Source organism: Collinsella sp. SGI.180 (assembly GCF_050313455.1).
Classification (GTDB): domain Bacteria; phylum Actinomycetota; class Coriobacteriia; order Coriobacteriales; family Coriobacteriaceae; genus Collinsella.
In genome coordinates this window covers 1-24,142 of record NZ_JBNPLL010000021.1, presented here as the reverse complement: position 1 = coordinate 24,142, position 24,142 = coordinate 1, and the positions used below count along the sequence as shown (strand labels likewise).

Below are 24,142 nucleotides of genomic sequence, written 5' to 3'. Positions count from 1 at the left end.
CAATATCGATGAATCAACAAATCGCAACTGAGCCCTAATCCAAAAACAGCTAATTTAGCCCCGTCCCAAAAAGACTGGTCAAGCTAACGGAACACCGTAGCTAAAAAAGCCCCGTCCCAAAAAGACTGCTTTGGCAGAACGTCGGGTGGTATCCTTGGTAGCCCTGTGCTGCAAACGCAGCTTAAACGCAAGGAGTCCCATGGATCTTATCGCCCAGCTTGCCCACGAGCTCAACCTTAAGGCCGCCAACATCGAGGCAGCCGTCAAGCTCATCGACGAGGGCAACACCATCCCCTTTATTTCGCGCTACCGCAAGGAAGCCACGGGCGGCATGGACGACGTCGCCCTGCGCGCACTCGACGAGCGCCTGTCCTACCTGCGCAATCTTGAGCAGCGCAAAGAGGACGTCATCCTGCTCATCGACGCCCAGGGCAAACTCACGCCCGAACTCGAGCAGCAGATTCGCGAGGCCACGCAGCTCCAGCGTGTCGAGGACCTCTACAAACCCTACCGCAAAAAGCGCATGACTCGCGCGCAGAAGGCCCGCGAGGCAGGCCTTGAGCCGCTCGCCAACATGATCATCATGCAGGCCTCGGCCAAGGGCAGCGCACTCGACGCCGCCGCGGCATACGTCAACGAGGAGGCCGGCTTCGACACGCCCGAAAAGGCGCTTGCCGGCGCGGCGGACATCGTGGCCGAGACGGTGGCCGAGGACCCCGAGAACGTCGCCGACCTGCGCGCCTTTACGCAGGACACCGCCGACATCGTCGTCGAGGCCACCGACCCCACCGAGAAGACTCCCTACGAGCCGTACTACAGCTATGACGAGCCGCTGCGCCGTATACCCAACCACCGCGTGCTGGCTATCGACCGCGGTGAGCGCGAGGGCAAGCTCCGCGTGCGCGTGAACGTCGACAGCGCCGCCGCCACGGCACGCCTCGGCAGCCGTTGGCCCCGTCGTCAGGGCGTGTTTGCGCCCGTCTTTGATGCCGCCATCGCCGACGGTTACAAGCGCCTCATGGCCCCCTCGCTGGAGCGCGAGGCCCGCGCCAAGCTCACCGTCCGCGCGCAGACCGAGGCCATCAACGTCTTTGCCAAGAATCTCGAGGGCCTGCTCTCGGCACGCCCCGTGCGCGGCGCCCGTGTGCTCGCACTCGATCCGGGCTACCGCACCGGTTGCAAGGTCGCCGTCATGGACGAGACCGGCAAGCTACTCGACCACGGCGTGGTCTACCCCACCAAGCCGCGCCACGACGTCGCCGGCACCAAGCGCGAGCTCGCCCGCCTCGTCAAGAAGGACGGCGTCAACACCATCGTCATCGGCAACGGCACCGCCAGCCGCGAGACCGAGGAAGTCGTCTCGGAGTTTATCGCCGAACAGGCGCCTGGACTGCGATACACCATCGTCAACGAGGCCGGCGCATCGGTGTACTCCGCCTCCGAGCTCGCAAGCCAGGAATATCCCGACCTGGACGTCACCGTGCGCGGCGCCATGAGCCTGGGCCGTCGCCTGCAAGACCCGCTGGCAGAGCTCGTCAAGATTCCACCCCAGTCCATCGGCGTTGGCCAGTACCAGCACGACCTTGACCAGGCCGAGCTTTCGCGCACCCTGGGCCACGTGGTGGAGGACGTCGTCAACCGCGTGGGCGTCGACGTAAACACCGCAAGTGCGAGCCTGCTGGGATACGTATCGGGCATCACGCCGAGCGTAGCCAAAAACATCGTGGCCTACCGCGAGGAGAACGGCGCCTTTACCGATCGCCGCCAGCTTAAGAAGGTCCCCAAGCTGGGGCCCAAGGCATATCTCAACGCCGCGGGCTTCCTGCGCATCAGCGGCGGTAAGAACCCGCTCGATGCGACGAGCGTCCACCCCGAAAGCTACGAGGTGGCCACGGCCGTCCTGGAGCGTGCGGGTGTGGCGGCAAGCGAGCTCAGCCGCGGCGGCGTGCCCGACATCGAGCGACGCATCGGCAGCATCTCGGCACTGGCAAGCGACCTGGACTGCGGCATCCTCACGCTCATCGACATCGTCAACGAGCTCAAGAAGCCTGGCCGAGACCCGCGCGACGACGCGCCCGAGGTGGTCTTTAGCCGCTCAGCACTTTCCATCGACGACCTGGAACCCGGCATGGAGCTCAAGGGCACGGTGCGCAACGTCGTGGACTTTGGCGCCTTCGTCGACGTGGGTGTGCACCAGGACGGCCTCGTGCATATCTCCAAGCTGGCCAACCGCTTTGTCAAGCACCCCAGCGACGTGGTGCGCGTCGGCGACACGGTCAAGGTGTGGGTCGAAAAGGTCGATCGCGACCGCAAGAAAATCTCCCTCACCATGATGCAGGGCAAATAGCCGCCAAAGCGGACGTCCCCCTCTTCGCGGCGTGCAAAATTGCGAGTATTCAGCATCTCCCGATAGCCCCGCAGCGCTTCAGAGGGCCATAAAAGCAAAAACGGCCCCCGTTTTGGCGTTTTAGGGCCAAAACGGGGGCCGTTCCGCGCTTCAACCAGATGGTAAAAGTCTTTACCATGCTGAAAACTCGCGATTTTGCACGTCGCTGCAGGGGGTACCCTTGCTTAGGGCAGAATATGGAAACCCAAAGCGGCGATATCCTTGGCAAAACCGCGTACGGTATCGAGCGAGACCTCGTACGGGTCACGGCCGATGTTCTTGCGCTTGGCCAGGATGCTATTTGGCACCGTGATGATCTGGCAACCGCAGGCCTCGGCCTGGTAAATGTTGATGAGCTCGCGCGTGGACGCCCACAGGACCTCGCAGTTGGGCTTTGCGGCGGCCTTCTTGACTGACTCCGTCATAAACGGAATGGGATCGACGCCGGTGTCGGCGATGCGACCGGCAAAGAGCGAAATGATAGACGGCGTCTCGGCGTCAACGGCCTCGACCATCTCATCGACCTGCTTAGGCGTAAAGATGGTGGTAACGTTGACCTTGATGCCGTCGGCCGAAAGCTTGCGGACCAGCTCGGCGGTGGACTCGCCCTTGGTGGTCACGCACGGAATCTTGACGTAGACGTTCTCGGCCCAGGTAGCAATCTCGCGCGCCTCGACCTCCATGGTCTCGACGTCGTCGGCAAAGACCTCAAACGAGACGGACACATCGGTGATGTGGGCCAGAACCTCCTTGGCAAACGCGCGGTAATCCGTCACGCCACCCTTCTTCATAAGGGACGGGTTGGTCGTGAAACCCTGAACGTTGCCGTTCTCGTACATGTCGAGCATGCCCTCGAGGTTTGCACCGTCAGCGAACACCTTGATTGCCATCTGCCTGATTCCTTTCGTTTGCATACGGCCGATAAACTGCTAAACACTTTACCTACGTTTATCAAGGCGTAAGCTGCGGTTTTTTATCTTCTCGGCGAACGGTATAAACACCTCAGTGTTTGGATTGATAAATCGATTGAGCATGCAAAAGCAAAGAGTCGCAGTTTGAGCAAACGTCAGAACGCGGGATTCATTAGATAAGGCCGAAATGCTGCATCGCTGTGACGGTGCCGTCGTGTGCGACATCGTCGGTCACGTAGTCGGCGACCGCCTTGACCTCGGGCATGGCGTTGCCCATGGCGACAGCCGTCTCGACCGAAGCGAGCATGCCCAGGTCGTTGCCCGAATCGCCAAAGCCAAAGGTGCGCGCATTTCCTTCGCGGCCCAGATACGCCAGCGCTCGCGCCACGCCCACGCCTTTGTCAATACCCTTGGGGCTCAGCTCGCGATTCTGGCCACCGGTGTTGCACAGCTCAAACTCGCAATCGATAAAGCCGTCATCATTGGCTACGCGAGCCAAACTGTGCACACTGAGGCATACCTTGCCCACGCGCAGACTGCCGTCGACGCGCATTTCCTCGGTGCTGTGCACCACAGAAGTGCCGATCAGAGACGACTGCTCAACGCCCACAGGCTCCAGGGCAAAAGTAGCCACGTTGGTCTCGAAAAAGGCCTCAATCCCTGCCGCGGCCATACGGCGCGCAAGCTCCTCGATAACGTCCTCGTCAAAGCAGTCCTCGTGTACCACGCGTCCCTCGACCTCGAGCGTGGCGCCTGCCATGGCCACGACGCCCGCGGGGTCGAGCGCACGCAGGCTATCGGCGATAAGCCACAGGGGGCGACCCGTGCAGATAAATGCCTTGTGCCCTGCATCGCGCAGTGCACGGAACGCCTCAACCACCGTCTGCGAGGGGCGAACCGCCGAAAAGTCCTTATCGGTCATATCGTCGGGATCGAACGACGTCAGCGTGCCGTCCACGTCAAAAAAGAGCACGGCGGAATCGGGGCACGCATCAATCATATGGGTTCCTTTCGGGGATGAGGGCAAACGAAGCATCCATCATATAATGGAGCGACGCAACCAGAGAGGTCACCCATGGAATTTTACGCAAGCTGCCCCGAGGGCTTTGAGTCCGCACTCGCCGATGAGCTTAAACGCCTCGGGCTTTCGCATGTCCGCCGGCTGAAGGGCCGCGCTACGTTTGAGGGCGAGCTCGAAGAAGGCTACCGCGCCTGTCTGTGGTCGCGCCTGGCGAGCCGCGTGTTCGTGGTTCTTGGGCGCTTTGAGGCGCAGGATGCCGATGAACTGTACGATAGCGTTTACGACATCGCCTGGGAGAACATCATCCGCCCCGGCGCAACCATCGCCATCACCGCCCGCGGCGTGACCGAGCAGCTGCGCAACACACGCTTCTCTGCCCTGCGCGCCAAGGACGCATTGTGCGACCGCCTGGCCGAAACCACGGGCCGTCGCGCCGATGTCGATGCCGCCGATCCCGATGTTCACCTGCTGCTTTCGCTGCGTCAGCGCCGCGCGAGCATAAGCCTGGACCTTTCGGGCGACCCGCTGTTCAAACGCCTGCCGCCCGCAGCGACCCGCGCCGGCGAGGGCGCGCACGTGCTGCGCCCCGACTACGCCGCCCTGGTGCTGGCGCAGGTCGGTTGGACCGCGCTGTGCGAGCGCGAGCTGACGGCCGATGATTACGAGAACGAAGCCCTGCCCACGCTGATCGACGCCTCGTGCGCCGGCGGCGGCCTGCTGCTGGAAGCCGTGAACATTCTGACCGACCGCGCCCCGGGCGCTGCACGCGAGCGCTGGGGCTTTGAGGGCTGGCAGCCGCACGACGCCGCCCTGTGGGAGCAGCTGCTTGCCGAGGCACGCGAGCGCGAGGCAGCAGCACGCGAGCGCCAGGCACGCATCGTCGCCGTGGACATTGACCCCGCTGTCCGCAAGACTGCCGAGCGCATGGTCAAGTGCGCCGGCTACAAGCGTTTTGTCGACTTTTGCGCTGCCAAGCCAGCCACCGTGCTGGACCATGCAGGCGCTGTCGCCGGTGCCGCCGTGGTCGCAGACACCACCGAGACCCCGCTTTCGCTCATGCACGACGCCATGACGCTGGTCGGCGAGCTGCGCCGCGCGCCCGAGCTTGCCGCGGCGCCGGTCGCCGCGCTCACCCGCGATGGATTGCTGGCCCGCTCGCTCCACGCCGAGCCCGAGCGCTCGATCGCCGTCATGCCCAACAACGAGGAGGCGACCGTCGAAGTCTGGCCGTCGCTCGACCACGCCGCCGCAGCGTTTGAGGCTGCGACCGGCGCAGATGCCGAGGCCGAGGTTGCGGATACCAACGAAGTCAACGACAAAGCCGTCAGCACCCCCATGCCCGAACCTGCCGCCACGCTCGACCTGGGCGACGGCAAGCCGCTGCCCGTGCTCATCCCCGAGTCCGAGCAGTTCGCCAACCGCTTGCGCAAGAACGCCCGTCTGCGCCGCAAGTGGGCAAAGCGCGAGGGCGTGAGCTGCTACCGCGTCTACGATGCCGACCTACCCGATTACTCCGCCGCCATCGATCTATACGAGGGCTGCCCGCAGACGCCGGGCCGCTGGCTCGTCATCGCCGAATACGCCGCGCCCAAGACCATCGATCCCGCGCTTGCCCAGGCCCGCATGCTCGACATTCTGGCCATCGCGCCGCGCATCCTAGATGTTCCCGCCGAGCACGTGCACGCCAAGGCCCGCATGCGTTCGCGCGGCGGCTCGCAGTACGACAAGCAGGGCGCCGGCAAGGGCGGCTCGGGCGAGCGCGCCAATATCGCACGCCGTCGTCTGCCGCTCATCGAGGAGGGCGGCCTTACCTTTGCCGTCAACTTTGACGACTACCTGGACGTCGGCATCTTCTTGGATCACCGCGTCACCCGCAACCTGGTGCGCGAGCACGCCAAGCAGGCGCGGCGCTTTCTCAACCTGTTCGCCTATACCGGCACCGCTACCTGCTATGCGGCAGACGGCGGCGTCGAGGAAACTGTGACGGTCGACCTCTCCAACACCTACCTGGACTGGGCCGAGCGCAATATGCGCCAGAACGGCTTTGTTGGTCCGCAGCATCATTTTGTGCGCGACGACGTGCTTGCCTGGATTCGCGTCCAGCGCCAGACGCGCAACCGCTGGGACCTGATTTTTGTCGATCCGCCCACGTTTTCGAACTCATCAAAGATGGGCCGCCGCACCTGGGACGTCCAGCGCGACCATGTTGAGCTTTTGGCCGGCGTATCGCGCCTGCTCGCACAGGGCGGCCACGCCATCTTTAGCTGCAACCTGCGCGGCTTCCGCCCCGAGACGCGCAAGCTCGCGCGCGCGGGCGTCGTGCTAGAGGACATTACGGCGCAGACCATCCCCGAGGACTTTGCGCGCAACCAGAAGGTGCACCATTGCTATATCGTGCGCCGCCTGCCCATCGAGGACGCCATGGCCGAAGTCGGCTTTAGCGCCGAGGAGATTGCAGAGCGAACCGAAGAGCTGCGCAACCCCGAGGCCCGCAAGCCCCGCGCAACGGCGCCCGCGCACGCGCAGGCCGGAGACCGAGGGTCGCGCGGCGACGGCAAGCCTGCCTGCGCCGGCAAGCCCAAAAAGAAGAAGTTCTACGCCAGCAAGCCCAAGGGCAGATAAACCAAGTTGCGGTGGAATACGGACTGTTTTGCCTGGAATTAGGCAAATTTAAACCGTATTTCACCGCAACTCATATTGGGATGGTGGTTGGCGATCTAGCCTTGGGTGACCAGGCGATAGCCGATACCCACGTGCGTCTGGATATAGCGCGGATGCGCCGGATCGGACTCGATCTTCTTACGCAACGTGCCCATAAAGACACGAAGGCTCGCCAGGTCGCTCTTAGTTGCCGTGCCCCAAATCTCGTGCAGGATAAACTGGTGCGTCAGCACCTTGTCGGCGTTGTGCGCCAGCAGGCACAAGAGCTTGTACTCGATCGGCGTCAGATGCAGCTCCTCGCCATCCATCGTGGCGATGCCGGCATCAAAATCGATATGCAGATCACCGGTATCGAACGAGCCCTCGGAGGCAACGCCGCCCGTTTGCGCATACGAAAGGCGCCTGAGCGTCGTGCGAATGCGCGCGAGCAGCTCCTCGACCGAAAACGGCTTGGTCAGGTAGTCGTCGGCACCGGCATCGAGTGCGCGAATCTTGTCCGCATCCTCGCTGCGCGCCGAGACCACAATGATCGGCATGCCCGACCATGCGCGCACCGACTCCACCACCTTGACGCCGTCCATATCGGGCAGGCCCAGATCGAGCAGCACAATACTCGGTGCCTGCGATGAGGCGGCGGCGATGGCGGCATGGGCGGTCTCCACGGCCATATGGCGCAAGCCGTGCGCCTCGAGCGCGGCAACGATAAGGTTGCGGACGGCGGGGTCGTCCTCAACGACCAAGATAAGCGGTTTCATGGCAGAGTTCGACACAGCGTTACTCCTTATCAAACGAAACGTCGGCGGCGGGAAGCCCAATCGTAAAGACCGAGCCGTGCGGGTCCGCCGCGGCAACCTCTATGCTACCGCCATGCGCCAACATAATGGATCGACAGAGCGAAAGTCCCAAGCCCACGCTGCGATGGCTATCAGCCAAGCCATGGTTGACAGTGTAGAACGATTCAAAGATCCGGCCCTGCTCCTCGGGCGCAATACCGGGACCGTCATCGGCGACGGAACATGCCACCTGTCCATCGTTCGCCATAATCGAGATCACGATATGCGAGGCGGGCGGCGTATAGGCAATAGCGTTGTTCACCAGGTTCACCACCAGCTGCACCATCAGGCGCGCATCGACGTTGACGAGCGCCGGCTCGTCGCACGGCACCACCTTAAGATCGTGCTCGCGTACAGCCGGATTCACGTGGCGCAGCGCCTCCTCGACGATATCGTCCATGAGCTCGAGCGTGGTCGACAGATGCATGCCGCCGCCCTCGAGCTTTGTGATGGCGAGCAAATTCTCGACGGTGGCGTTGAGCCATTGCGCATCCGAACGAATGGAAAGGAGCATGCTGCGGCGCGTCTGGCTATCGAGCACGGCCGTGCCGGTCGAACCCTGGTCGAGTAGCACGTCGGCATTGCCCGAAATGCTGGTAAGCGGCGTGCGCAGATCGTGCGAGATGGAGCGCAGCAGATTGGCGCGCAGCTGTTCGTTTTTGGCGAGCACCGCCGCCTCCTCGCGGGCCTCCATGGCGCGGGCGCGATCGAGTGCCAGCTCGCCTTCGCTCACGATGGCGTCGGCAAGTGTCCGTTCCTCGTGCGTCAGCATGTCGGGCTCGGCAACGATAGCCAGCACGCCCACCACCGAGGCGGGGTCGCCCGAGCGCACGAAGCCGTCGCCCGTGCAAACCGTCAGGTAGATGCCATAAAACGCCGAGCCGCCATAGGTGGCATCGAGCGGCGTTCCCACATAGGCGGACGCAGAGAGCCGCGGCGGCATTTGGGGCGTCAGCTGGTGCACCGGCGCGGCGTCACCCACGGCCGTGTACGTCGCACGCGGCAGCAAGTCATCATCGTCGGCGTCGGCGCTGTACCACACGACCGGACAGCCCGAAAGACGCGCCAGCTGCGTTGCCATGGCATGCACAATCTGCTGCTGATCGGGACACCGCTGCAGCATGCGGTTGGTCTCGAGCACCATATGCGTGCGACGGTCGCTGGCGGCAGCCTGTGCCAAGGCGCGGCGCAGGGCCAACGCAATCGAGCTCGACACAAGCGAGACCACAAACATGATGAAGAACATGCCGGGATAGACGCGGTCGATAAACGATAGCGAGCAGCGCGGGTCGACAAACAAGAAGTTGTAGAGCGCTACGGCGGCAGCCGAGCTCAGCAGGCAATACAGGCGGCTCCAGGTAAAGAATGCGCACAGCTGCACGGCGAACACATAGACGATCATGATGCTCGGCGCGAGACCAGGATGGTCGAGCAGCGCACCCACAATCGTCGCCGCGATCAGCAGCCCCGCCGATACGCAGGCGTCATACAGAGGGCTGCGACGTGTCAGCGTTGTGCGCCGCCACCAAAAGCTATCGGCAATATCGCCGTCCGCACGGACGTCCATCGGCACCCCGCCCCTCTCTTAAAAACAAAAACCACCACAGAGGGGACAGCACCTTTGTGGTGGTTTCCCTTGTGGTGGTTCCAAGTGTATAGCCTTTGCAGTCTGCGGTCGTTAGACAAACAGCATGTGCGCGAGCAGGGCGCACACTCCTGTCCATCGAAGACCAACTCCATGCAACCTGTCGGCGACTACGGGCGCTCGTTGGGGGCCAGGCGCTGCATCTTGTTCACAGCCTTGAACTTGGTGAACAGCGGCACATACTCAAAGCTCACGTTGGAGTTCTCCAGGCCATACCAGCGCGCCGGCGTACCGGCAAAGCGGCGGATGATGTACTTGAGCGTGATGGCCGTGCGCTCGCTCGGCTCCACGTCACTCTCGGGCGCCAGGAGCTTACGGATCATGACGAACTTAAACGTGCCGATGTTGCCCGGATCCTTGTAGACCGAGTAGTCATGCATCTGCGGCGGCAGCTCGCCAGTGGCGGCCAGATCCTGAACAACCTGGCGCAGGTAGGCGTTCACGCGCTGGTTAACCTTGTAGCCCAGGTACAGATGCACGCGGAAAACATAGTCGGTGCCAAACGTCTCGACCGAATAGGCAAAGGTATGCGGTTCGTCCATGGTCTCGACGTTCACGAACCACCAGGCGCGGGCGCGCTTGGGATGCTTGTCCAGAATCGAGTAGACGATATCGCGGTCGATGTAGTCGGTATTGGTGTCCTTGGTCAGGTACACGATGTTGTCGCTCATAAGCTCATAGCGATCGTCGTCGCGCAGGCGCTTGAGCTGCGGCAGATAGCTGCGCAGCGGCAGCAGCGTAAACTGACGCCGCTCGACCGCCGTGCCGTTGTACCAGCACAGCATAACGCCCATGATGAGCATGGCCATAAGAATAGTGAAATAGCCACCGTGGAAAAATTTGGTGAGCGAACTCACAAAGAAGAAGCCCTCGAGCAAAAGGAAGAACGCAACGAAGATATACGGGACGACCTTAAGGCCGCGATCAACATGCAGGTAGAAGAAGAGCAGCACCGTCGTGCACATCATGGTCAGGGTGATCGCCAAGCCGTAGGCGGCCTCCATGTGCGCCGAGCTCTGGAACAGCAGCACCACGATGACGCAGCCCACAAGCATGACGTTGTTGACCATGGGAATATAGAGCTGGCCCTTGGTCTCGGCAGGATAGAAGACCTGCATGTGCGGCATGAGGTCCAGGCGGCTGGCCTCGGACACCAACGAGAAAGCGCCGGTGATGAGCGCCTGCGAGGCAATGATGGCCGCGACGGTGGAAAGGCCGACGGCAAAGGGACGCAGGCCCGGGGTGAGCATCTGGTAGAAGGGGTTGAGGTCGGCGATACCCATGAGCTCCGGGTTGCTGGCGTTGTTGATAAGCCACGCGCCCTGGCCCATGTAGGACAGCAGCAAGCAGCACTTAACGAACGGCCAGGTTGCGTAGATGTTGCCACGGCCCACGTGGCCCATGTCGGAGTAGAGCGCCTCGGCACCGGTGGTGGCGAGGAAGCAGCTGCCCAGAATCATGATGCCCGCATGGTTGTTGGGGCTCAACAAAAAGGCGATGCCGCGCACCGGGTTGAGGCACAGCAGCACGGCGGGGTGCTGGAAGACAAAGAACAGACCCGTGCCGCCCAGGAACAGGAACCACAGCGTCATGATGGGGCCAAAGGCGTGGCCGATCTTGGCCGTGCCGATGCGCTGCACCAAGAAGAGCGCAATGATGATGGCAAGCGTGATGGCCACGACGCGGGCCTGATCGTCGCCCAGCACGGCATGGACTGCCGGAATGGTGCGCAGGCCTTCGATAGCCGTAGTCACGGTAACGGCAGGCGTGAGGATGCCATCGGCGAGCAGTGCCGCGCCGCCCAGCATGGCGGGGATGATGAGCCATTTGCCGCAGCGCTTAACCAAGCTGTACAGAGCAAAGATGCCGCCCTCGCCATGGTTGTCGGCGCGCAGCGAGATGAGCACGTACTTGACGGTCGTCAGCAGCGTGACCGTCCACACGACAAGGGAGAGCGCGCCGAGCACGAACTCCTCCGTGACGCTTCCGATGCCGCCGTTGCCGGCAACGAGCGCCTTGGTTACATACATGGGGCTGGTGCCGATATCGCCATACACCACGCCCAGCGTGACGAGCATCGCCGAGATGCTCACAGGAATCGCAGCGTGCGAGGCTGCCTCCTTGGCCTTTTGTTCCATAAGCCGGTTTCCTCCCAACTTTAACGTTCGAGGGGATTATAGATAATCGTCCCATGTTTTAATGCACTGTTTTCCCAGCTAGATAAACATTTATACGGCCTTTAGGCCACCGCGGCGATATGGAATGTGACAAAGGGACTGTCCCTTTGTCACATTCGTCATTTTCCGAGCCAGTTTTTGAACCACCACTCCATGGATCGGCTCATCTCGGCCATAAAGGGGCTCGTGTGCTTGCGGGTGTAGATATCCACGACGCGCTCCCCCACCTCGCGGGCATGCGGACGGAACATCGCGTCCATCTCGGCCACCTGCGCATCCATGGTCGCGGCATCGGCGCGGCGATAGCGCTCCTCGTGCACCAGGTTCACCACGGGATGCGCAATCGCCGGGCGCTCCTTGCGGGGCGTGCCGATGATGAGCATCGACAGCGGCATGGTATAGGGCGGCAAGTCCAGCAGCGCAGCAACTTCCTCGGCGTTCTCGACGACATCGCCGATATAGCAGCTCCCCAGCCCCAGGGCCTCGGCGGCGACCACGGCGTTTTGGGCAGCGATCACGGCATCCTGCGCCGCGATGGCAAAGTCGCCTAAACCCGGCGCGCGGCGGGGCGCCTTGCCCGCGCGCTCGACAAACTCGGGCTCAAAGCAACCCACGTGCTCAAACAGATCGATCCACTTGGCATAGTCGACCACAAATATAAGTGCCCAGGGCGCCTTGGCGATCATGGGCTGGTGGTCGCACAGGTCGGCCAGGCGATCGAGCGTTGTCTGCTCGCGGATACTCACGATGGAATACATCATCATGGCGCCTGCCGACGGCGCGCGGCTCGCCGCATGCAGAATCGCCGCCCGCTGCTCGTCGGTCACCGCTACGGGACGGTCGTTGTCATCGCGCGCAAAAGCGCGCGTGGACGAACGGTGCTCCAAAATGTCCAGCACCGCGTTGCCCGTGGTCTCGACCGGATAGCCGCCCGCGCCCATGCCAGCGCCCACGTCGCCCGCACTCGTCATACAAACCTGCTCGTTCATCGCCTCAACCTCGCCATTTCTTTAAGAAGCCTTTACGTTTCCGTGTAATTCCCGTCCATTATCGCGCAGGTCGCCACTACATTGCGCCACACCGCCACACATGCGCGCTAATATGGCTGGTTGTTGTGCGCAGCCACCAATCGCAGCGCATATCTTGGTAACAATCGGGTAAACCCCCGCTTTCGTAGTTTTAAGTTTGTGAGGAGTCTCAGCATGTTCGCAGCCGCCATCTCGCTCGTCGGTCTTGCGGCGACCGTCTTCCTTGTCTTGCGCGAGGCCAAAGCCATTCGCGCGCAGTCGGGCACCGTTGCCAAGGGCGCTCTTGGATGGAGCGTCGCCTTCGGTCTGTTCCAGGTCTTTTTGACCATTTGGGGCGCCATGGGCCTCGTCGCCCAAAACGAGCCGCTCGCCTTTGTGATGCTCATCCTGACCAACGCCATCCTCACCGGCTGCGCCTGGGCCAGCATCGCACGCGACCGCATCGCCCCGCGCGTCTTTGCGTTCGCCGCGCCCGACGCCCCCGCCCCCACCGGCAAGCTCGCCCGTCTGCGCGGAGCCTTTGTGGGCAAACCGCTCGTCGCCGCCGTGCTGTGCCTGCTGCTCGCCGGCGTCTTTGCGCTGCTGGGCATGGAGGTCTCGTCCAACCACGACTTTACCTGGGTCTACCCCCTGTGCATACTGCTCGAGTGGGCCATCATCACCACGCTCATGGTCGGCCTGTTCTTCCTGTTCCAGCGCCGCGGCGCAGCTCCCGCCGCCCTGGCCTTCGCCCTCTTTATCCTGGGCATTGCCGAGTTCTTCGTCATCACGTTTAAATCCATGCCCATCCAGCCGGGCGACCTTTCGGCCATCTCCACCGCCGCCGCGGTCGCCGGCAACGGCTACACCTACTCGATCTCGCTGTTCTGCGTGCTGTCCATGGGCTTTACCGCCATCGCCATGCTGCTATGCGAGTACGCCGGCCTGGTAGCACCGCACCGTCAGAAGGGTGCCGCCAACGCCAAGCGCATGCTGCTCACCAACCTGCTCGTGGCGGTGCTGTGCCTGGGCGGCGTGACCGCGCATGTCACGCTTATCGACTACTACAACACCCTCGGCATCACCGTCTACACCTGGCGCCCGCTCGAGAGCTACTGGCGCGAGGGTTATCTGCCTGCCTTTATTAGTGCGGCACAGTCCATCAAGCCGCCCAAACCCGCCAACTACTCCGCCGACGACGCCAAGGCAACGCTCAAAAAGTATGCCAAGGCCTATGACAAGTCCGATGCCGCCACAAGCGACGCCCGTACCGCCGCCCAAGAGCAGTTCGATAGCGAGAAGCCCACGGTCATCGCCATTATGAACGAGACCTTCTCGGATCTTTCGATCTATCAGGAGATGCACGCCGGCTACGAGGGCCCGCAGTACTTTAAGAACCTGTCCGACTGCCTCAGCCGCGGCAAGCTCTACGTGAGCGCCTACGGCGGCGGCACCGCCAATACCGAGTTTGAGTTTATGACCGGCAACTCCATGGCCAACCTGGGCTCGGGCGTGTACCCCTACACCATCTACAACATGGAAACGACCGGAAACCTGGCAGAGCAGTTCAAGTCGCTCGGATATTCCACAACGGCCATGCACCCCAACCACGCAACCAACTGGAACCGTGAGAACGTCTACAAGGACTTTGGCTTTGACCAGTTCCTGTCTATCAACGACTTCCAGGGAGCCGACACCTTGCGCGGCATGGTGACCGACCAGGCAACCTACGACAAAATCCTTGAGCTGCTCAACCAGAACGCCGACCCGCAGTTCATCTTTGACGTGACCATGCAGAACCACTCGGGCTACGATACGGGCCTGCTGCCGGCAGATAAGCAGATGCACCTGAACATCGACACGACCGATCTGGACGCCAAGACCATCGAGGACGGCACACTCTCCGATGTCGACGAGTACGTCTCGTGCATCGAGCAGTCCGACCAGGCGCTGCGCTACTTCCTCAATGCCCTGCGCAATCTTGACCGCAAGGTGGTCGTGGTGTTCTGGGGCGACCATCAGCCGTTCTTCCCGTCCAAGTTCAACGATAAGTGGTTTACCGGCGAGGACGACGCTACGCATCAGGAGCGCCTGTGGCAGACCGACTACATCATCTGGGCCAACTACGACGTTGCCGGCTGCGACCAGACAAGCGAGGTCGACGACCTGTCCACCAACTACCTGTCCACCCAGCTGATGCAGCTGATCGGCGCACCACTGACCGACTACCAGAAAGCGCACATGACGCTGCGCAAGTCGCTGCCCGCCATCAACTCGGTGGGCTACGAGGACGCTAGCCTGCGCTGGGCGCTCTCCTCCAACGTCACCGGCGAAGACACCGTCGCCGCAGCGGCCACCAAGGCGCGCGAGGATTACGCCAAGATGCAGTACTACGAGATGTTCCGCGACGGCAAGAACGTGTACACCGAACACCTCCAGACCGAGGCCAACGAGACCGACCCCAACCTGGCGCCGGGTACGACCAAGATCAAGTAGCGGGGATCAAGTAACGGGGTCGGGGGCCCGAATCGGCGGCAGGCGGAGGTACGGGAAAGGTCTGCTGCTCAAACAGTCCTGCGCAAGACGGGGGCCACATTAAGTGGCCCCCTTTGCGTGCGGAACTCGCGACAGACCTTTCCCGTGCCTTCGCCTGCCGCCGCCCCTCACCCGTTGCGGGTTGAGTAGGCTGAAGAGAAACTGCGCTCGCCAAACGCTTGCCACGGTTGCTCCCGCGAGTGTCAAGAAAAAAGCCTCGAGGATTTCGAGGCTTTCGCTTCTGTATTATTTCGCACGCGCGGCAGCGATAGACCTACTCGCCCAGCACGGCCTTCTTGGCGGCTGCCGCCATGTTGTCCAGATCTTCCTTGGTCGGATGGTCCTTCGCGGCAACCCAGTTGTCGAGCAGCAACTTAGCGCGGGCGTTGTCGGGATCTTGCTCGAGCATGGCCTCGTAGCGCTGCTTGACCGCAGGGCCCATCTTGCCCTGGCACATCGCCCAACCTACAAGCTCGGCATCATTGGCCAAATTGGAGGTCACGCGATCGATAATCTGCTGATAATAGCTCTGGTCGGCGCCAAAACCGCAGGTGCCAAACAAGAAGACGCGCTTGCCGTGCAAGGTGGAGAGCAACGCCGCGACCGAAGGCGTGCACGCGCCCTTGTCACACCAAAAACCGACGAGCACCGTGTCGGCCGCACAGGCGCCCTGCGCCTCGAGCGCAACCTGATCTGCATCCGCATCGTCGCTCAACGCCGCGGCATGGACAAACTCAACACCCGCAGCCTGCAGAGCGCGCTTGATCGCGCCCGAAACCATCCTGGTATTACCGCTCTTGCTGTTAACCACCAAAGAGCACGTCATAGTCACGTTGCCTCGTTTCCCCCAAAACTAAAGCCACTAATGCAATTTATTAGATGAATATCTTAGTACCAACGTGACAGATGTAAACCACCTGCCGCTAATCGGTGGCCCCTACTGGGCAAACTGACTGCGGTAAAGATCGGCATAGAAGCCGTCTGCCGCCAGCAGCTCGTCGTGTGTGCCGCGCTCGATAATCTCGCCGTCGCGCATCACCAAAATGCAGTCGGCGTTGCGAATGGTGCTCAGGCGGTGCGCCACCACAAAGCTTGTGCGACCGGCCATGAGCTCGTCGAATGCCGCCTGTACCTGCAGCTCGGTGCGGGTATCGATGCTCGAGGTCGCCTCGTCCAGCAGCAAGATCGCCGGATCGGTGAGCATGACGCGCGCGATGCACAGCAGCTGTTTTTGACCCTGGCTAAACGTGCCGCCGTCCTCGCCAATCACCGTGTCGTAGCCCTGCGGCAGCTGCACGATAAACTTGTGCGCATGCGCGCGCTTGGCAGCTTCGATAACCTGCTCGCGCGTGGCATCGGGACAGCCGTAGGCGATGTTATCTGCCACCGTGCCCTCGAACAGCCATGTATCCTGCAACACCATGCCAAAGGCACGGCGCAGGCTTGCGCGCGTGTAGTCACGCGAGGAACGGCCATCGACCGCAATGCGGCCGGCATCGATATCATAAAAACGCAGCAGCAAATTGATGAGCGTTGTCTTGCCACAGCCCGTAGGGCCGACCAGGGCAAAGCGCATGCCGGGCTTGGCCTCGATGCAGATATCCTGCAGCAGCTTGCGGTCGGACACGTAGCTAAAGTCCACATGCTCAAAGGCGACCTCGCCCTGCGGTGCGGCAAGCTCTACAGCGTCCGACGCGTCGGGCTCCTGCTCGCGCGCATCGAGCAGCGCAAACATGCGGCGCGCCGAGGCATACGCCGTCTGGATCTGCGTAATGACGTTGGTGACCTCGTTGAACGGCTTGGTGTACTGGTTAGCATAGGACAGAAAGATCTGCACGCCGCCCACCGTAAGCGCCGCCGGCACGCCCGTGATCACGCCCACGCAGCCGATCACAGCGACCACGGCATAGATGATGTTATTGATAAAGCGCGTGCCGGGGTTGGAGAGCGAACCCATAAACTGCGCGCGCTCGCCCGCGGTGTAGAGCTCGGCATTGAGGGCATCGAAGCTCGCTTGCGCGTTGGAGCCATAGGCAAAGGCGTCGACAAGCTTCTGCTCGCCCACGTATTCCTCGATATGACCACCGAGCTGGCCTTGGATGCGCTGCTGTGCCGTAAAGCTTTTGTTGGAGAGCTTGGCAATAGCACCGGCTGCAAAAATGGAAAGCGGCGTGACGAGCACCACCACGAGCGTCATGGTCAGGTTGATGGAAAGCATAAACGCGAGCGTGCCCACGATGGTGATAACGCCGGTGAAAAGCTGGGTAAACCCCTGCAGCAGGCCATCGCCCACCTGATCGACGTCGTTAACCACGCGGCTCATGAGGTCGCCGTGGGCGTGGCTGTCGATAAAGCTGAGCGGCATGCGGCTGAGCTTGTCGCTCGCCTCCACGCGCATGTCGCGCACCGTCTCGTAGGACAGGCGGTTTACGCAGTAGCCCTGCAGCCACTGGAAAGCCGCAGCACCTACGACGACAATCGCGAGCTTGGTGACAAGCGGCAGCAGCGCGTCGAAGTCCACCTGCCCGGCGGCGACGATCAGGTCGATGCCCTCGCCGACGAGGATGGGCGTGTAGAGCTGCAAGATCACCGAAGCGGCGGCACTCACAAACGACGCTACAAACGAAATGCGGTGCGGACGGACGTAGCCCAGCAGGCGGCGAGTTACCGCGCCCACGGGATAGCGCTCGGGGTCGCCGGGCTGGCGCGGGCCGTCACCCAAGTCACTGAGGCTATCGTTGCCGGACACGTTGGCCGTCATCGTGGCGACCGAACCGGAGGAAGTGTAGGGATTCATTTAGCAGCCCTCCTTTGCGCAGACGGATGCGGGGGCGGTCGGGGCGCCTGGGACGGGCGCGGGGCTTGGAGCGGGCGTGGGCGCCGTACTCCCCTGCTGACCCTCGAGCTCCTCGCGGCGAAGCTGCGACTGGCAAATCTCGCGGTAGAGCTGGCAGCTTGCATACAGCTCATCGTGCGTGCCCAAGCCCGCGACCGAGCCGTGGTCGAGTACGCAAATCACGTCGGCGTCGCGCACGGTCGAGACGCGCTGGCTCACGATGATGGTCGTCAGCGGCAGCCCGCCCTCGGCGGCACCGCACACGCTTCGTTCACGAATGGCACGGCGAAGCGCTGCGTCGGTCTTAAAGTCGAGCGCCGAGGCGGAGTCATCCATGATCAGGATCTGCGGAGAGCCCACTAAGGCACGCGCGATAGTCAGGCGCTGACGCTGGCCACCGCTAAAGTTCTTGCCGCCTGCCTCGACCGGGGCATCTAAGCCCTGCGGCTTGTTGCGCACAAACTCGCTGGCCTGCGCCATATCGAGCGCCGCCCAAAGCTCCTCGTCGGTTGCCGCCTCGTCGCGCCAGGTCAGGTTGCTGCGGATGGTGCCACTCACCAGCGACGCGCGCTGCGGGACGGTCGCGACCACGTGGCGCAGCTGGTCGAGCGGCCAGGTGCGCGCGTCGGCGCCCATCACGCTCACGCTGCCGGCGCTCGCATCGTACAGGCGCGGGATAAGCGAGACGAGTGTGGACTTGCCGCTGCCCGTGCCGCCGATAATGCCGAGCGTTTTGCCCGCCGGCAGCTCCAGGGTCACATCGTTGACGGCGTTGGCAGCGCCCGCGCCAAACGAAAAGCTCGCATGGTCAAAGCTCAGTGCGGGAACCGGAACAACGCCACCCGCCAGTTCGCTCGGCTTGGGCAGCGCGACCGGCTGGTTGCCCTCGTCGGTGATGCTCGGCTTACAATTGAGCACCTCGTTGATGCGCGACGCGCTGGCGCTCGCCTTGGTAAAGACCACGACCAGGTTGGCGACGTACACGATGGAGGTGAGCGTCTGCGTCATGTAGTTGACGAACGCCATGACCTGGCCCTGCGTAAGCTCACCCACGTTGACCTGGATGCCGCCCACCCACAGGATGGCGCACACGCCCAGGTTCATCATCAAAAACGTGACGGGGTTAAGGATCGACGAGAGCTTGCCCACCGCGATGGCGGTATGGGCCTGGTCGTCGGCGGCTTGGGCAAAGCGCTCGCGCTCGTGATCCTCGCGCACAAAGGCGCGGACCACGCGGGCGCCCGAAAGGCCCTCGCGGCAGACAAGCGCGATGCGGTCGAGCTTTGCCTGCAGCTGCTTGTAATACGGAATGCAGCGCGCCATGACAAACCAAAACACCAAGCCGATGGCGGGCGTGCAAATCAAAAAGATGATGCCGAGCTTAAGGTCGATGGCAAGGGCCGCGCACATAGAGCCCACCGCCAAAAAGGGCCAGCGAATGAGCATGCGCACGCCCAGCGCCACGGCAAGCTGCACCTGGTTGACGTCGTTGGTGATGCGCGTGATGAGCGACGGCGTACCAAAGCGATCGAGCTCAGCATAGCTCAGCTTATTGATGTGCTGGTAGAGTGCGCCGCGGATGTCGGTGCCCATGCCCTGCGAGGTGAGCGCCGCCATCTTTTGGCAGACGAGCGTAAACGAGATGCCGATCACAGCCATGGCGGCGAGCACCATACCGTAGTGGACGACGGCGTTGACATCGCGTGCGCCAATACCCTTATCGATCATCTGGGCAATCACGAGCGGCGTAAGTAGGTCAAAGATCACTTCGATCAACTTACACGCAGGGCCAATCACCATATACCGGCGAAACTTACCACCAAAACGCCTGAGCAGCTCAATCATAAAAAGGCGCTCCCTATCATCATCTCTCTTCAATCTGATTCATGATAGTACGGCGAGCCCTGGAGATGCGTAAGCAACTCGTTACAGATGTAAGGGCGACGGTCACTAGCGCCCAAGGCATGTAGCAGCCGATGTTTTGGCAACGCCAGCGAGCGCCGCAAGACACGGGATTCAATTCTTCAGATAAATGCGCCCTCTACGGGTGATTTTTGGACGATGCGGTCCCGGTGCCGGCGGGCTGTTTGGTAGTCGAGCGATCCCGCAGGCAAAGCCGAGGACCAGCGAGACACCAAACAGCCCGCCGGCACCGGGACCGCATCGCGGCACCAAAAAGCGCCCGTGCGCTCGATGGATTCGGATGCCCGACAGAGGCTCCTTATGGCTGCTTCCTTCCGGACCTGACCAGATTCGGAACATGTCGTCATCCGAACCCATCGAACGCGCTTGGCGCTCGGTATATCTTACCCGCTCCCGCCCGATGGGGCAAGGTAGCTAATTTGGGACGGGGCCAAAAAGACTACTTTTGAGTTGCCTGGATAAACTCAAATACGGCCGAGGTCGTAGGCTCGAGCGGCTGCCTCGCCGGCACAGATGAGGTTGGTTGTGGCTTCCTGGGGGTCGAGCGCTTGGTCAAGGGGCATGGGCCTGCGGCAAACCGGCAGAACCAAGTCGATACCCTGTCCATACACCGCATCCAGGTTGTCGGCACGACCGCCCACGACGGCGACCACCGGCTTGCTATATCGCTTCGCACGACGGGCCACGCCCACCGGCGCCTTACCGGCGGCGGATTGCTCGTCCATATTGCCCTCGCCCGTTATGACCAGGTCGGCATCGCGAACGCACTCGTCAAACCCAATCAAATCGAGCATCGTCTCCACGCCCGAGCGCAACTCCGCACCGAGCGCCAGCAGCGCGGCACCCAAGCCGCCGGCGGCACCGGCACCGGGCACACCAAGCACCGAGCCAAATGACCGTGCACCCTCGGGCGCGCGCAGAAGCTTCTGGGCTCGCATCTCGAAAATCGCCGCATCGAGCAGACGACCGTAACCGACCATCCAGCCGTCGTACCCGCGCAGCGCCTCGACGTCACCCGTCGGCAGGCCTTTCTGTCCACCGAACACCGCAAGCGCGCCGCGACGCCCCACGAGCGGATTCTCAACATCGGAAAGCACCACGATACGCACGCCATTCAGCGCCCGAAGCGCTGGCGCCAAATCGATACTCGCCACGTGTTCGAGACCCGCAAGACCGGGGGCGATATTGCAGCCACACTCATCGACAAGATGCGCGCCCAGCGCCTGCAGCATACCGGCGCCGCCATCGTTGGTAGCGCTGCCGCCCAAGCCAATATAGATAGTCTTTGCCCCAGCACGGACCGCGCGAAGCATGAGCTCGCCCACGCCATAGGTTGTGGCCGCCAACGCCGCCGATTCCGTGCAGGGCGAATACCCAATACCCACCGCCTCGGCCATCTCAACTACAGCCGACTCGTGCTCGCCGTCCACCAGCATCCGGGCAGACACGCGATCGCCCAAGGGCCCTGCAACCTCGCAGGTCAAAAGCTCGCCGCCGCGCGCGGCGACGGCATCGAGCGTTCCCTCGCCACCATCTGCCAGCGGCAAAGCGCTCAGCTCGGCATCGGGCCACACCTGGCACACGCCTTCGGCAACGGCCGCCTCCGCCTGTGCACTCGAAACGCTGCCCTTAAAGGAGTCGATCGCCAGCAGCACACGGCGGGGCCGGCGGCACGCGGCACCAAAATCGACCGCCTCAACGGCAATATCTTCGGCACACGTGAGTGCCTTGGCATGAGCGACATGCGCCTCAAGATCGGCCCCACAACCGCAGACAGCACCATCGGTGTCACGCAGCCCACTAAAATAGCCGCTCAACACCTCACGGCACTCGTCTGCCAGCACGCCGGCGGTCACATTAAACCGATGGTTCAGGCGCGAATCGGCATTGAGGTCATACAGCGAACCCACCGCGCCCACCTTGGCATCGGCCGCACCATACACGCAACGCCCCACGCGCGCGTTAACCATAAGCCCCGCACACATGCAGCAGGGTTCGAGCGTCACGTAGACCGTACAATCGGAAAGGCGCCAACGCCCAAGCGTCTGAGCGGCGGCGCACAGGGCCAAAAACTCGGCATGTGCCGAAGGGTCCTGGTCGAGCTCACGGCGATTATGCGCCCTCGCGACAATCTCGCCCGCACGCACCACCACAGCACCAATCGGCACCTCGCCCACTGTCGCAGCGGCGCGCGCCTCCGCCAGCGCCTCGCGCATGAACTTCTCGTCGATTTCGGTGATCGTCATCGTTCGCCTTCCCTGTTGCAAATTCAAAACGATGCTATCATTACGACTCACGGAGAGATGGCAGAGCGGTTGAATGCGGCGGTCTTGAAAACCGTTGAGCGCGAGAGCGTTCCGGGGGTTCGAATCCCCCTCTCTCCGCCACCTTAGTGATTCACCGGCGTCATGGTGCGCTCAAACAGCGCATCGACCACGTCGGCCATCTCGGGTCGACGCTCAAGATCGTGGCCCGATTCCCACCAATTTGTGAACACTCGAATAATGCCACCGGCGATAAATTCCGATGTCGTCTCGAGCGAAACGGGCGCCAGGGCGTCTTCGGCAAGCGAACTCATCACGCGCTCACGGATGGAATGCGCGATGCGGTCGCAAATCATGCCGGTCAGCATGCCCGACATGCTGCTCGCCAAAAGGTTATCCATGAGCTGCTCATGCGCCAGTACCATATTCATGGCATCGTCAAAGACCTCATGGCGAAGCGCCCGTACATCCACAAGCGGCTCCGCGTCCGCTGCGTCGGTCTGGTTTTGCGGCAAGCCCGTCATAAGCTCATCGATATAGAAGGCAAAATAATCGTTTTTATCGCGAAAATGCTTATAGAACGTCGTGCGGCGAATCAGGGCCCGGTCGCAAAGCATGGCAACCGTCAAATCCTCAAACCGATGCTCTTCCAAAAGCTCGGTAAAGGCGTCGAACAGGGCACGATAGGTTTTCTTGATGCGAAGGTCCATCCGTATCGCCATCCTCAAGGCGTAGACAGCATTCCGTAATTTGTCGCATATCTTACACCTGTACCAACCGTTCGATATTGGCGCCCCCTCCCTGGTTGAAACAAAACGCTTACCGGAAAGTTCGGCACCGCCAAAGGTTGCGGGTATACTAGATACGTTATACCAACAACGGCCGGCGCAAAACGCCGCTGCCATTCGAAACGGAGACATCATGCTTCCCGTCATCATCGGTATCGTTGTTGTCGTTGTGATCGTCTGCGCCATCGCTGGCATCTACAACAACATGGTTACCAAGCGCAATCGCATCGATAACGCCTGGCAGAACATCGACACGCAGCTGCAGCGCCGCAACGACCTGATCCCCAACCTGGTCGAGACCGTCAAGGGCTACGCCAAGCACGAGCAGGACACGCTCGCCGCCGTGATCAACGCGCGCAACACCGCCGTAAGCGCCACCACCCCCGAGGCCAAAATGGAAGCCGACAATGTGCTGACCGGTGCACTGCGCCAGCTCTTTGCCGTGGCCGAGGCCTACCCCGACCTTAAGGCGAACACCAACTTTATGCAGCTCCAGGCTACGCTCGAGGACACCGAGAACAAGGTGAGCTACGCGCGCCAGAGCTACAACGACTGCGTGCTCAGCTACAACAACGCCATCCAGACGTTCCCGGCCGTTATCTTTGCCGGCATCTTCCAGTTTAAAGAGCGCCAGGGCTTCGAGGCCGCCGAAGCTGCCCGCCAGGCACCGACCGTCAAGTTCTAACAGATCCGCAGCGTATCCTTAATCGGGTATATGCATAAACCGTCCCGTCGAATGCATACTTCGGTGGGACGGTTGCTTTTTGCCCACAGGTACCCCAGAGGGCGGCGTGCAAATTTTGGAGTTTTCAGCATCCTGGAGCCCAAAGGAACAGGAATGGGCCCACAAAACCGCGTTGAAAACCCTGATTCTGAGCCCTCAGCACCTCAGGGATCACTCATTTTCTACAGGATGCGGCTCACGGCGCCTGACTTTCGCCCAAAATCCCGTATGCATGCGCACCCGGCTGCTGAAAACTCCCAAAAATGTACGCCCCGTCCCACCCCAGGCGAGCGGCAACCGGAAAACCGCGCACGCACCTCTTCCTGGTGCGCGGTTTTCCTACAGAACTGCGCGGGGTCACTAGGGCCAAGCTCCTTATGGAGCCCACACCCAGGCGCACTCCGCAGGACGAAAGAACCCCCGCCGCACGT

At 62.0% G+C, this 24,142-nt stretch carries 15 protein-coding genes, 1 tRNA gene and 1 other RNA gene; 5 read left to right on the top strand and 12 right to left on the bottom strand.

From position 1 onward, the window contains the following. Positions 1–199 precede the first annotated feature (199 nt). Positions 200–2,347: a Tex family protein gene (locus ACQRAP_RS07820; protein WP_427795320.1), complete on the top strand. Its 2,148-nt coding sequence runs from the start codon at positions 200–202 to the stop codon at positions 2,345–2,347. A gap of 224 nt (positions 2,348–2,571) precedes the next feature. Here ACQRAP_RS07820 and ACQRAP_RS07815 read toward each other — a convergent pair whose 3' ends face one another. Both ACQRAP_RS07815 and ACQRAP_RS07810 read right to left on the bottom strand, forming a co-directional pair. Continuing rightward, positions 2,572–3,276, bottom strand: coding sequence for a transaldolase (locus ACQRAP_RS07815; RefSeq protein ID WP_238057455.1), 705 nt, complete (start codon positions 3,274–3,276; stop codon positions 2,572–2,574). 193 nt (positions 3,277–3,469) lie between these two features. Next, positions 3,470–4,297, bottom strand: coding sequence for an HAD-IIB family hydrolase (locus ACQRAP_RS07810; protein WP_427795319.1), 828 nt, complete (start codon positions 4,295–4,297; stop codon positions 3,470–3,472). Positions 4,298–4,372: 75 nt separating this feature from the next. Between ACQRAP_RS07810 and rlmKL the strand changes: the two genes are divergently transcribed. Next, positions 4,373–6,940 (top strand): bifunctional 23S rRNA (guanine(2069)-N(7))-methyltransferase RlmK/23S rRNA (guanine(2445)-N(2))-methyltransferase RlmL, encoded by a 2,568-nt coding sequence (gene rlmKL, locus ACQRAP_RS07805; RefSeq protein WP_427795318.1) that lies wholly within the window; start codon positions 4,373–4,375, stop codon positions 6,938–6,940. Positions 6,941–7,035: 95 nt separating this feature from the next. Here rlmKL and ACQRAP_RS07800 read toward each other — a convergent pair whose 3' ends face one another. The 4 genes from ACQRAP_RS07800 to ACQRAP_RS07785 form a co-directional block, all read right to left on the bottom strand. Beyond that, positions 7,036–7,749 (bottom strand): response regulator, encoded by a 714-nt coding sequence (locus ACQRAP_RS07800; protein WP_427795317.1) that lies wholly within the window; start codon positions 7,747–7,749, stop codon positions 7,036–7,038. Positions 7,750–7,753: 4 nt separating this feature from the next. Next, entirely contained in the window at positions 7,754–9,379 is a 1,626-nt protein-coding gene (locus ACQRAP_RS07795) for a sensor histidine kinase (RefSeq protein ID WP_427747796.1), read from the bottom strand. Positions 9,380–9,567: 188 nt separating this feature from the next. Then, positions 9,568–11,595 carry a KUP/HAK/KT family potassium transporter gene (locus ACQRAP_RS07790; protein ID WP_427727659.1) on the bottom strand — a complete coding sequence of 676 codons (2,028 nt, stop codon included), beginning with the start codon at positions 11,593–11,595 and terminating at the stop codon, positions 9,568–9,570. Positions 11,596–11,753: 158 nt separating this feature from the next. Next, a complete protein-coding gene (locus ACQRAP_RS07785; RefSeq protein WP_427795316.1) occupies positions 11,754–12,623 on the bottom strand; it encodes a nitroreductase family protein in 870 nt (289 codons plus the stop codon). Positions 12,624–12,836: 213 nt separating this feature from the next. Here ACQRAP_RS07785 and ACQRAP_RS07780 point away from each other — a divergent pair, with 213 nt between their 5' ends. After that, positions 12,837–15,137 (top strand): LTA synthase family protein, encoded by a 2,301-nt coding sequence (locus ACQRAP_RS07780; RefSeq protein WP_427747794.1) that lies wholly within the window; start codon positions 12,837–12,839, stop codon positions 15,135–15,137. 313 nt (positions 15,138–15,450) lie between these two features. On the opposite strand, the gene bilS is transcribed toward ACQRAP_RS07780, so the two are convergent. The 5 genes from bilS to tadA form a co-directional block, all read right to left on the bottom strand. Beyond that, a complete protein-coding gene (gene bilS, locus ACQRAP_RS07775) occupies positions 15,451–16,002 on the bottom strand; it encodes a flavodoxin family protein BilS (protein ID WP_427795315.1) in 552 nt (183 codons plus the stop codon). Between the two features lie 111 nt (positions 16,003–16,113). Next, entirely contained in the window at positions 16,114–17,973 is a 1,860-nt protein-coding gene (locus ACQRAP_RS07770; RefSeq protein WP_427795314.1) for an ABC transporter ATP-binding protein, read from the bottom strand. Then, positions 17,974–19,857, bottom strand: coding sequence for an ABC transporter ATP-binding protein (locus tag ACQRAP_RS07765; protein WP_427795313.1), 1,884 nt, complete (start codon positions 19,855–19,857; stop codon positions 17,974–17,976). Between the two features lie 342 nt (positions 19,858–20,199). After that, an RNA gene (gene ffs, locus ACQRAP_RS07760) (signal recognition particle sRNA small type) lies at positions 20,200–20,295 on the bottom strand. A 104-nt stretch (positions 20,296–20,399) separates the two neighbouring features. Then, a complete protein-coding gene (gene tadA / locus ACQRAP_RS07755; protein ID WP_427795312.1) occupies positions 20,400–22,181 on the bottom strand; it encodes a tRNA adenosine(34) deaminase TadA in 1,782 nt (593 codons plus the stop codon). Positions 22,182–22,232: 51 nt separating this feature from the next. Here tadA and ACQRAP_RS07750 point away from each other — a divergent pair. Further along, positions 22,233–22,322: transfer RNA gene (locus tag ACQRAP_RS07750), tRNA-Ser, on the top strand. A 2-nt stretch (positions 22,323–22,324) separates the two neighbouring features. Here the strand turns inward: ACQRAP_RS07750 and ACQRAP_RS07745 are convergent. After that, a complete protein-coding gene (locus ACQRAP_RS07745; RefSeq protein WP_427727644.1) occupies positions 22,325–22,909 on the bottom strand; it encodes a TetR/AcrR family transcriptional regulator in 585 nt (194 codons plus the stop codon). A gap of 211 nt (positions 22,910–23,120) precedes the next feature. Here ACQRAP_RS07745 and ACQRAP_RS07740 point away from each other — a divergent pair, with 211 nt between their 5' ends. Beyond that, on the top strand, positions 23,121–23,672 hold the full coding sequence (locus ACQRAP_RS07740) for a LemA family protein (RefSeq protein ID WP_427719860.1): 552 nt from the start codon (positions 23,121–23,123) through the stop codon (positions 23,670–23,672). The last annotated feature ends 470 nt before the right edge of the window (positions 23,673–24,142 follow it).

Excerpts from the sequence above, each read along its gene's own strand:
- ACQRAP_RS07820 (WP_427795320.1), top strand. The coding sequence starts at position 200 with ATGGATCTTATCGCCCAGCTTGCCCACGAGCTCAACCTTAAGGCCGCC.
- ACQRAP_RS07815 (WP_238057455.1), bottom strand. The coding sequence starts at position 3,276 with ATGGCAATCAAGGTGTTCGCTGACGGTGCAAACCTCGAGGGCATGCTC.
- ACQRAP_RS07810 (WP_427795319.1), bottom strand. The coding sequence starts at position 4,297 with ATGATTGATGCGTGCCCCGATTCCGCCGTGCTCTTTTTTGACGTGGAC.
- rlmKL (WP_427795318.1), top strand. The coding sequence starts at position 4,373 with ATGGAATTTTACGCAAGCTGCCCCGAGGGCTTTGAGTCCGCACTCGCC.
- ACQRAP_RS07795 (WP_427747796.1), bottom strand. The coding sequence starts at position 9,379 with ATGGACGTCCGTGCGGACGGCGATATTGCCGATAGCTTTTGGTGGCGG.
- ACQRAP_RS07790 (WP_427727659.1), bottom strand. The coding sequence starts at position 11,595 with ATGGAACAAAAGGCCAAGGAGGCAGCCTCGCACGCTGCGATTCCTGTG.
- ACQRAP_RS07785 (WP_427795316.1), bottom strand. The coding sequence starts at position 12,623 with ATGAACGAGCAGGTTTGTATGACGAGTGCGGGCGACGTGGGCGCTGGC.
- ACQRAP_RS07780 (WP_427747794.1), top strand. The coding sequence starts at position 12,837 with ATGTTCGCAGCCGCCATCTCGCTCGTCGGTCTTGCGGCGACCGTCTTC.
- bilS (WP_427795315.1), bottom strand. The coding sequence starts at position 16,002 with ATGACGTGCTCTTTGGTGGTTAACAGCAAGAGCGGTAATACCAGGATG.
- ACQRAP_RS07770 (WP_427795314.1), bottom strand. The coding sequence starts at position 17,973 with ATGAATCCCTACACTTCCTCCGGTTCGGTCGCCACGATGACGGCCAAC.
- ACQRAP_RS07765 (WP_427795313.1), bottom strand. The coding sequence starts at position 19,857 with ATGATTGAGCTGCTCAGGCGTTTTGGTGGTAAGTTTCGCCGGTATATG.
- tadA (WP_427795312.1), bottom strand. The coding sequence starts at position 22,181 with ATGACGATCACCGAAATCGACGAGAAGTTCATGCGCGAGGCGCTGGCG.
- ACQRAP_RS07745 (WP_427727644.1), bottom strand. The coding sequence starts at position 22,909 with ATGGACCTTCGCATCAAGAAAACCTATCGTGCCCTGTTCGACGCCTTT.
- ACQRAP_RS07740 (WP_427719860.1), top strand. The coding sequence starts at position 23,121 with ATGCTTCCCGTCATCATCGGTATCGTTGTTGTCGTTGTGATCGTCTGC.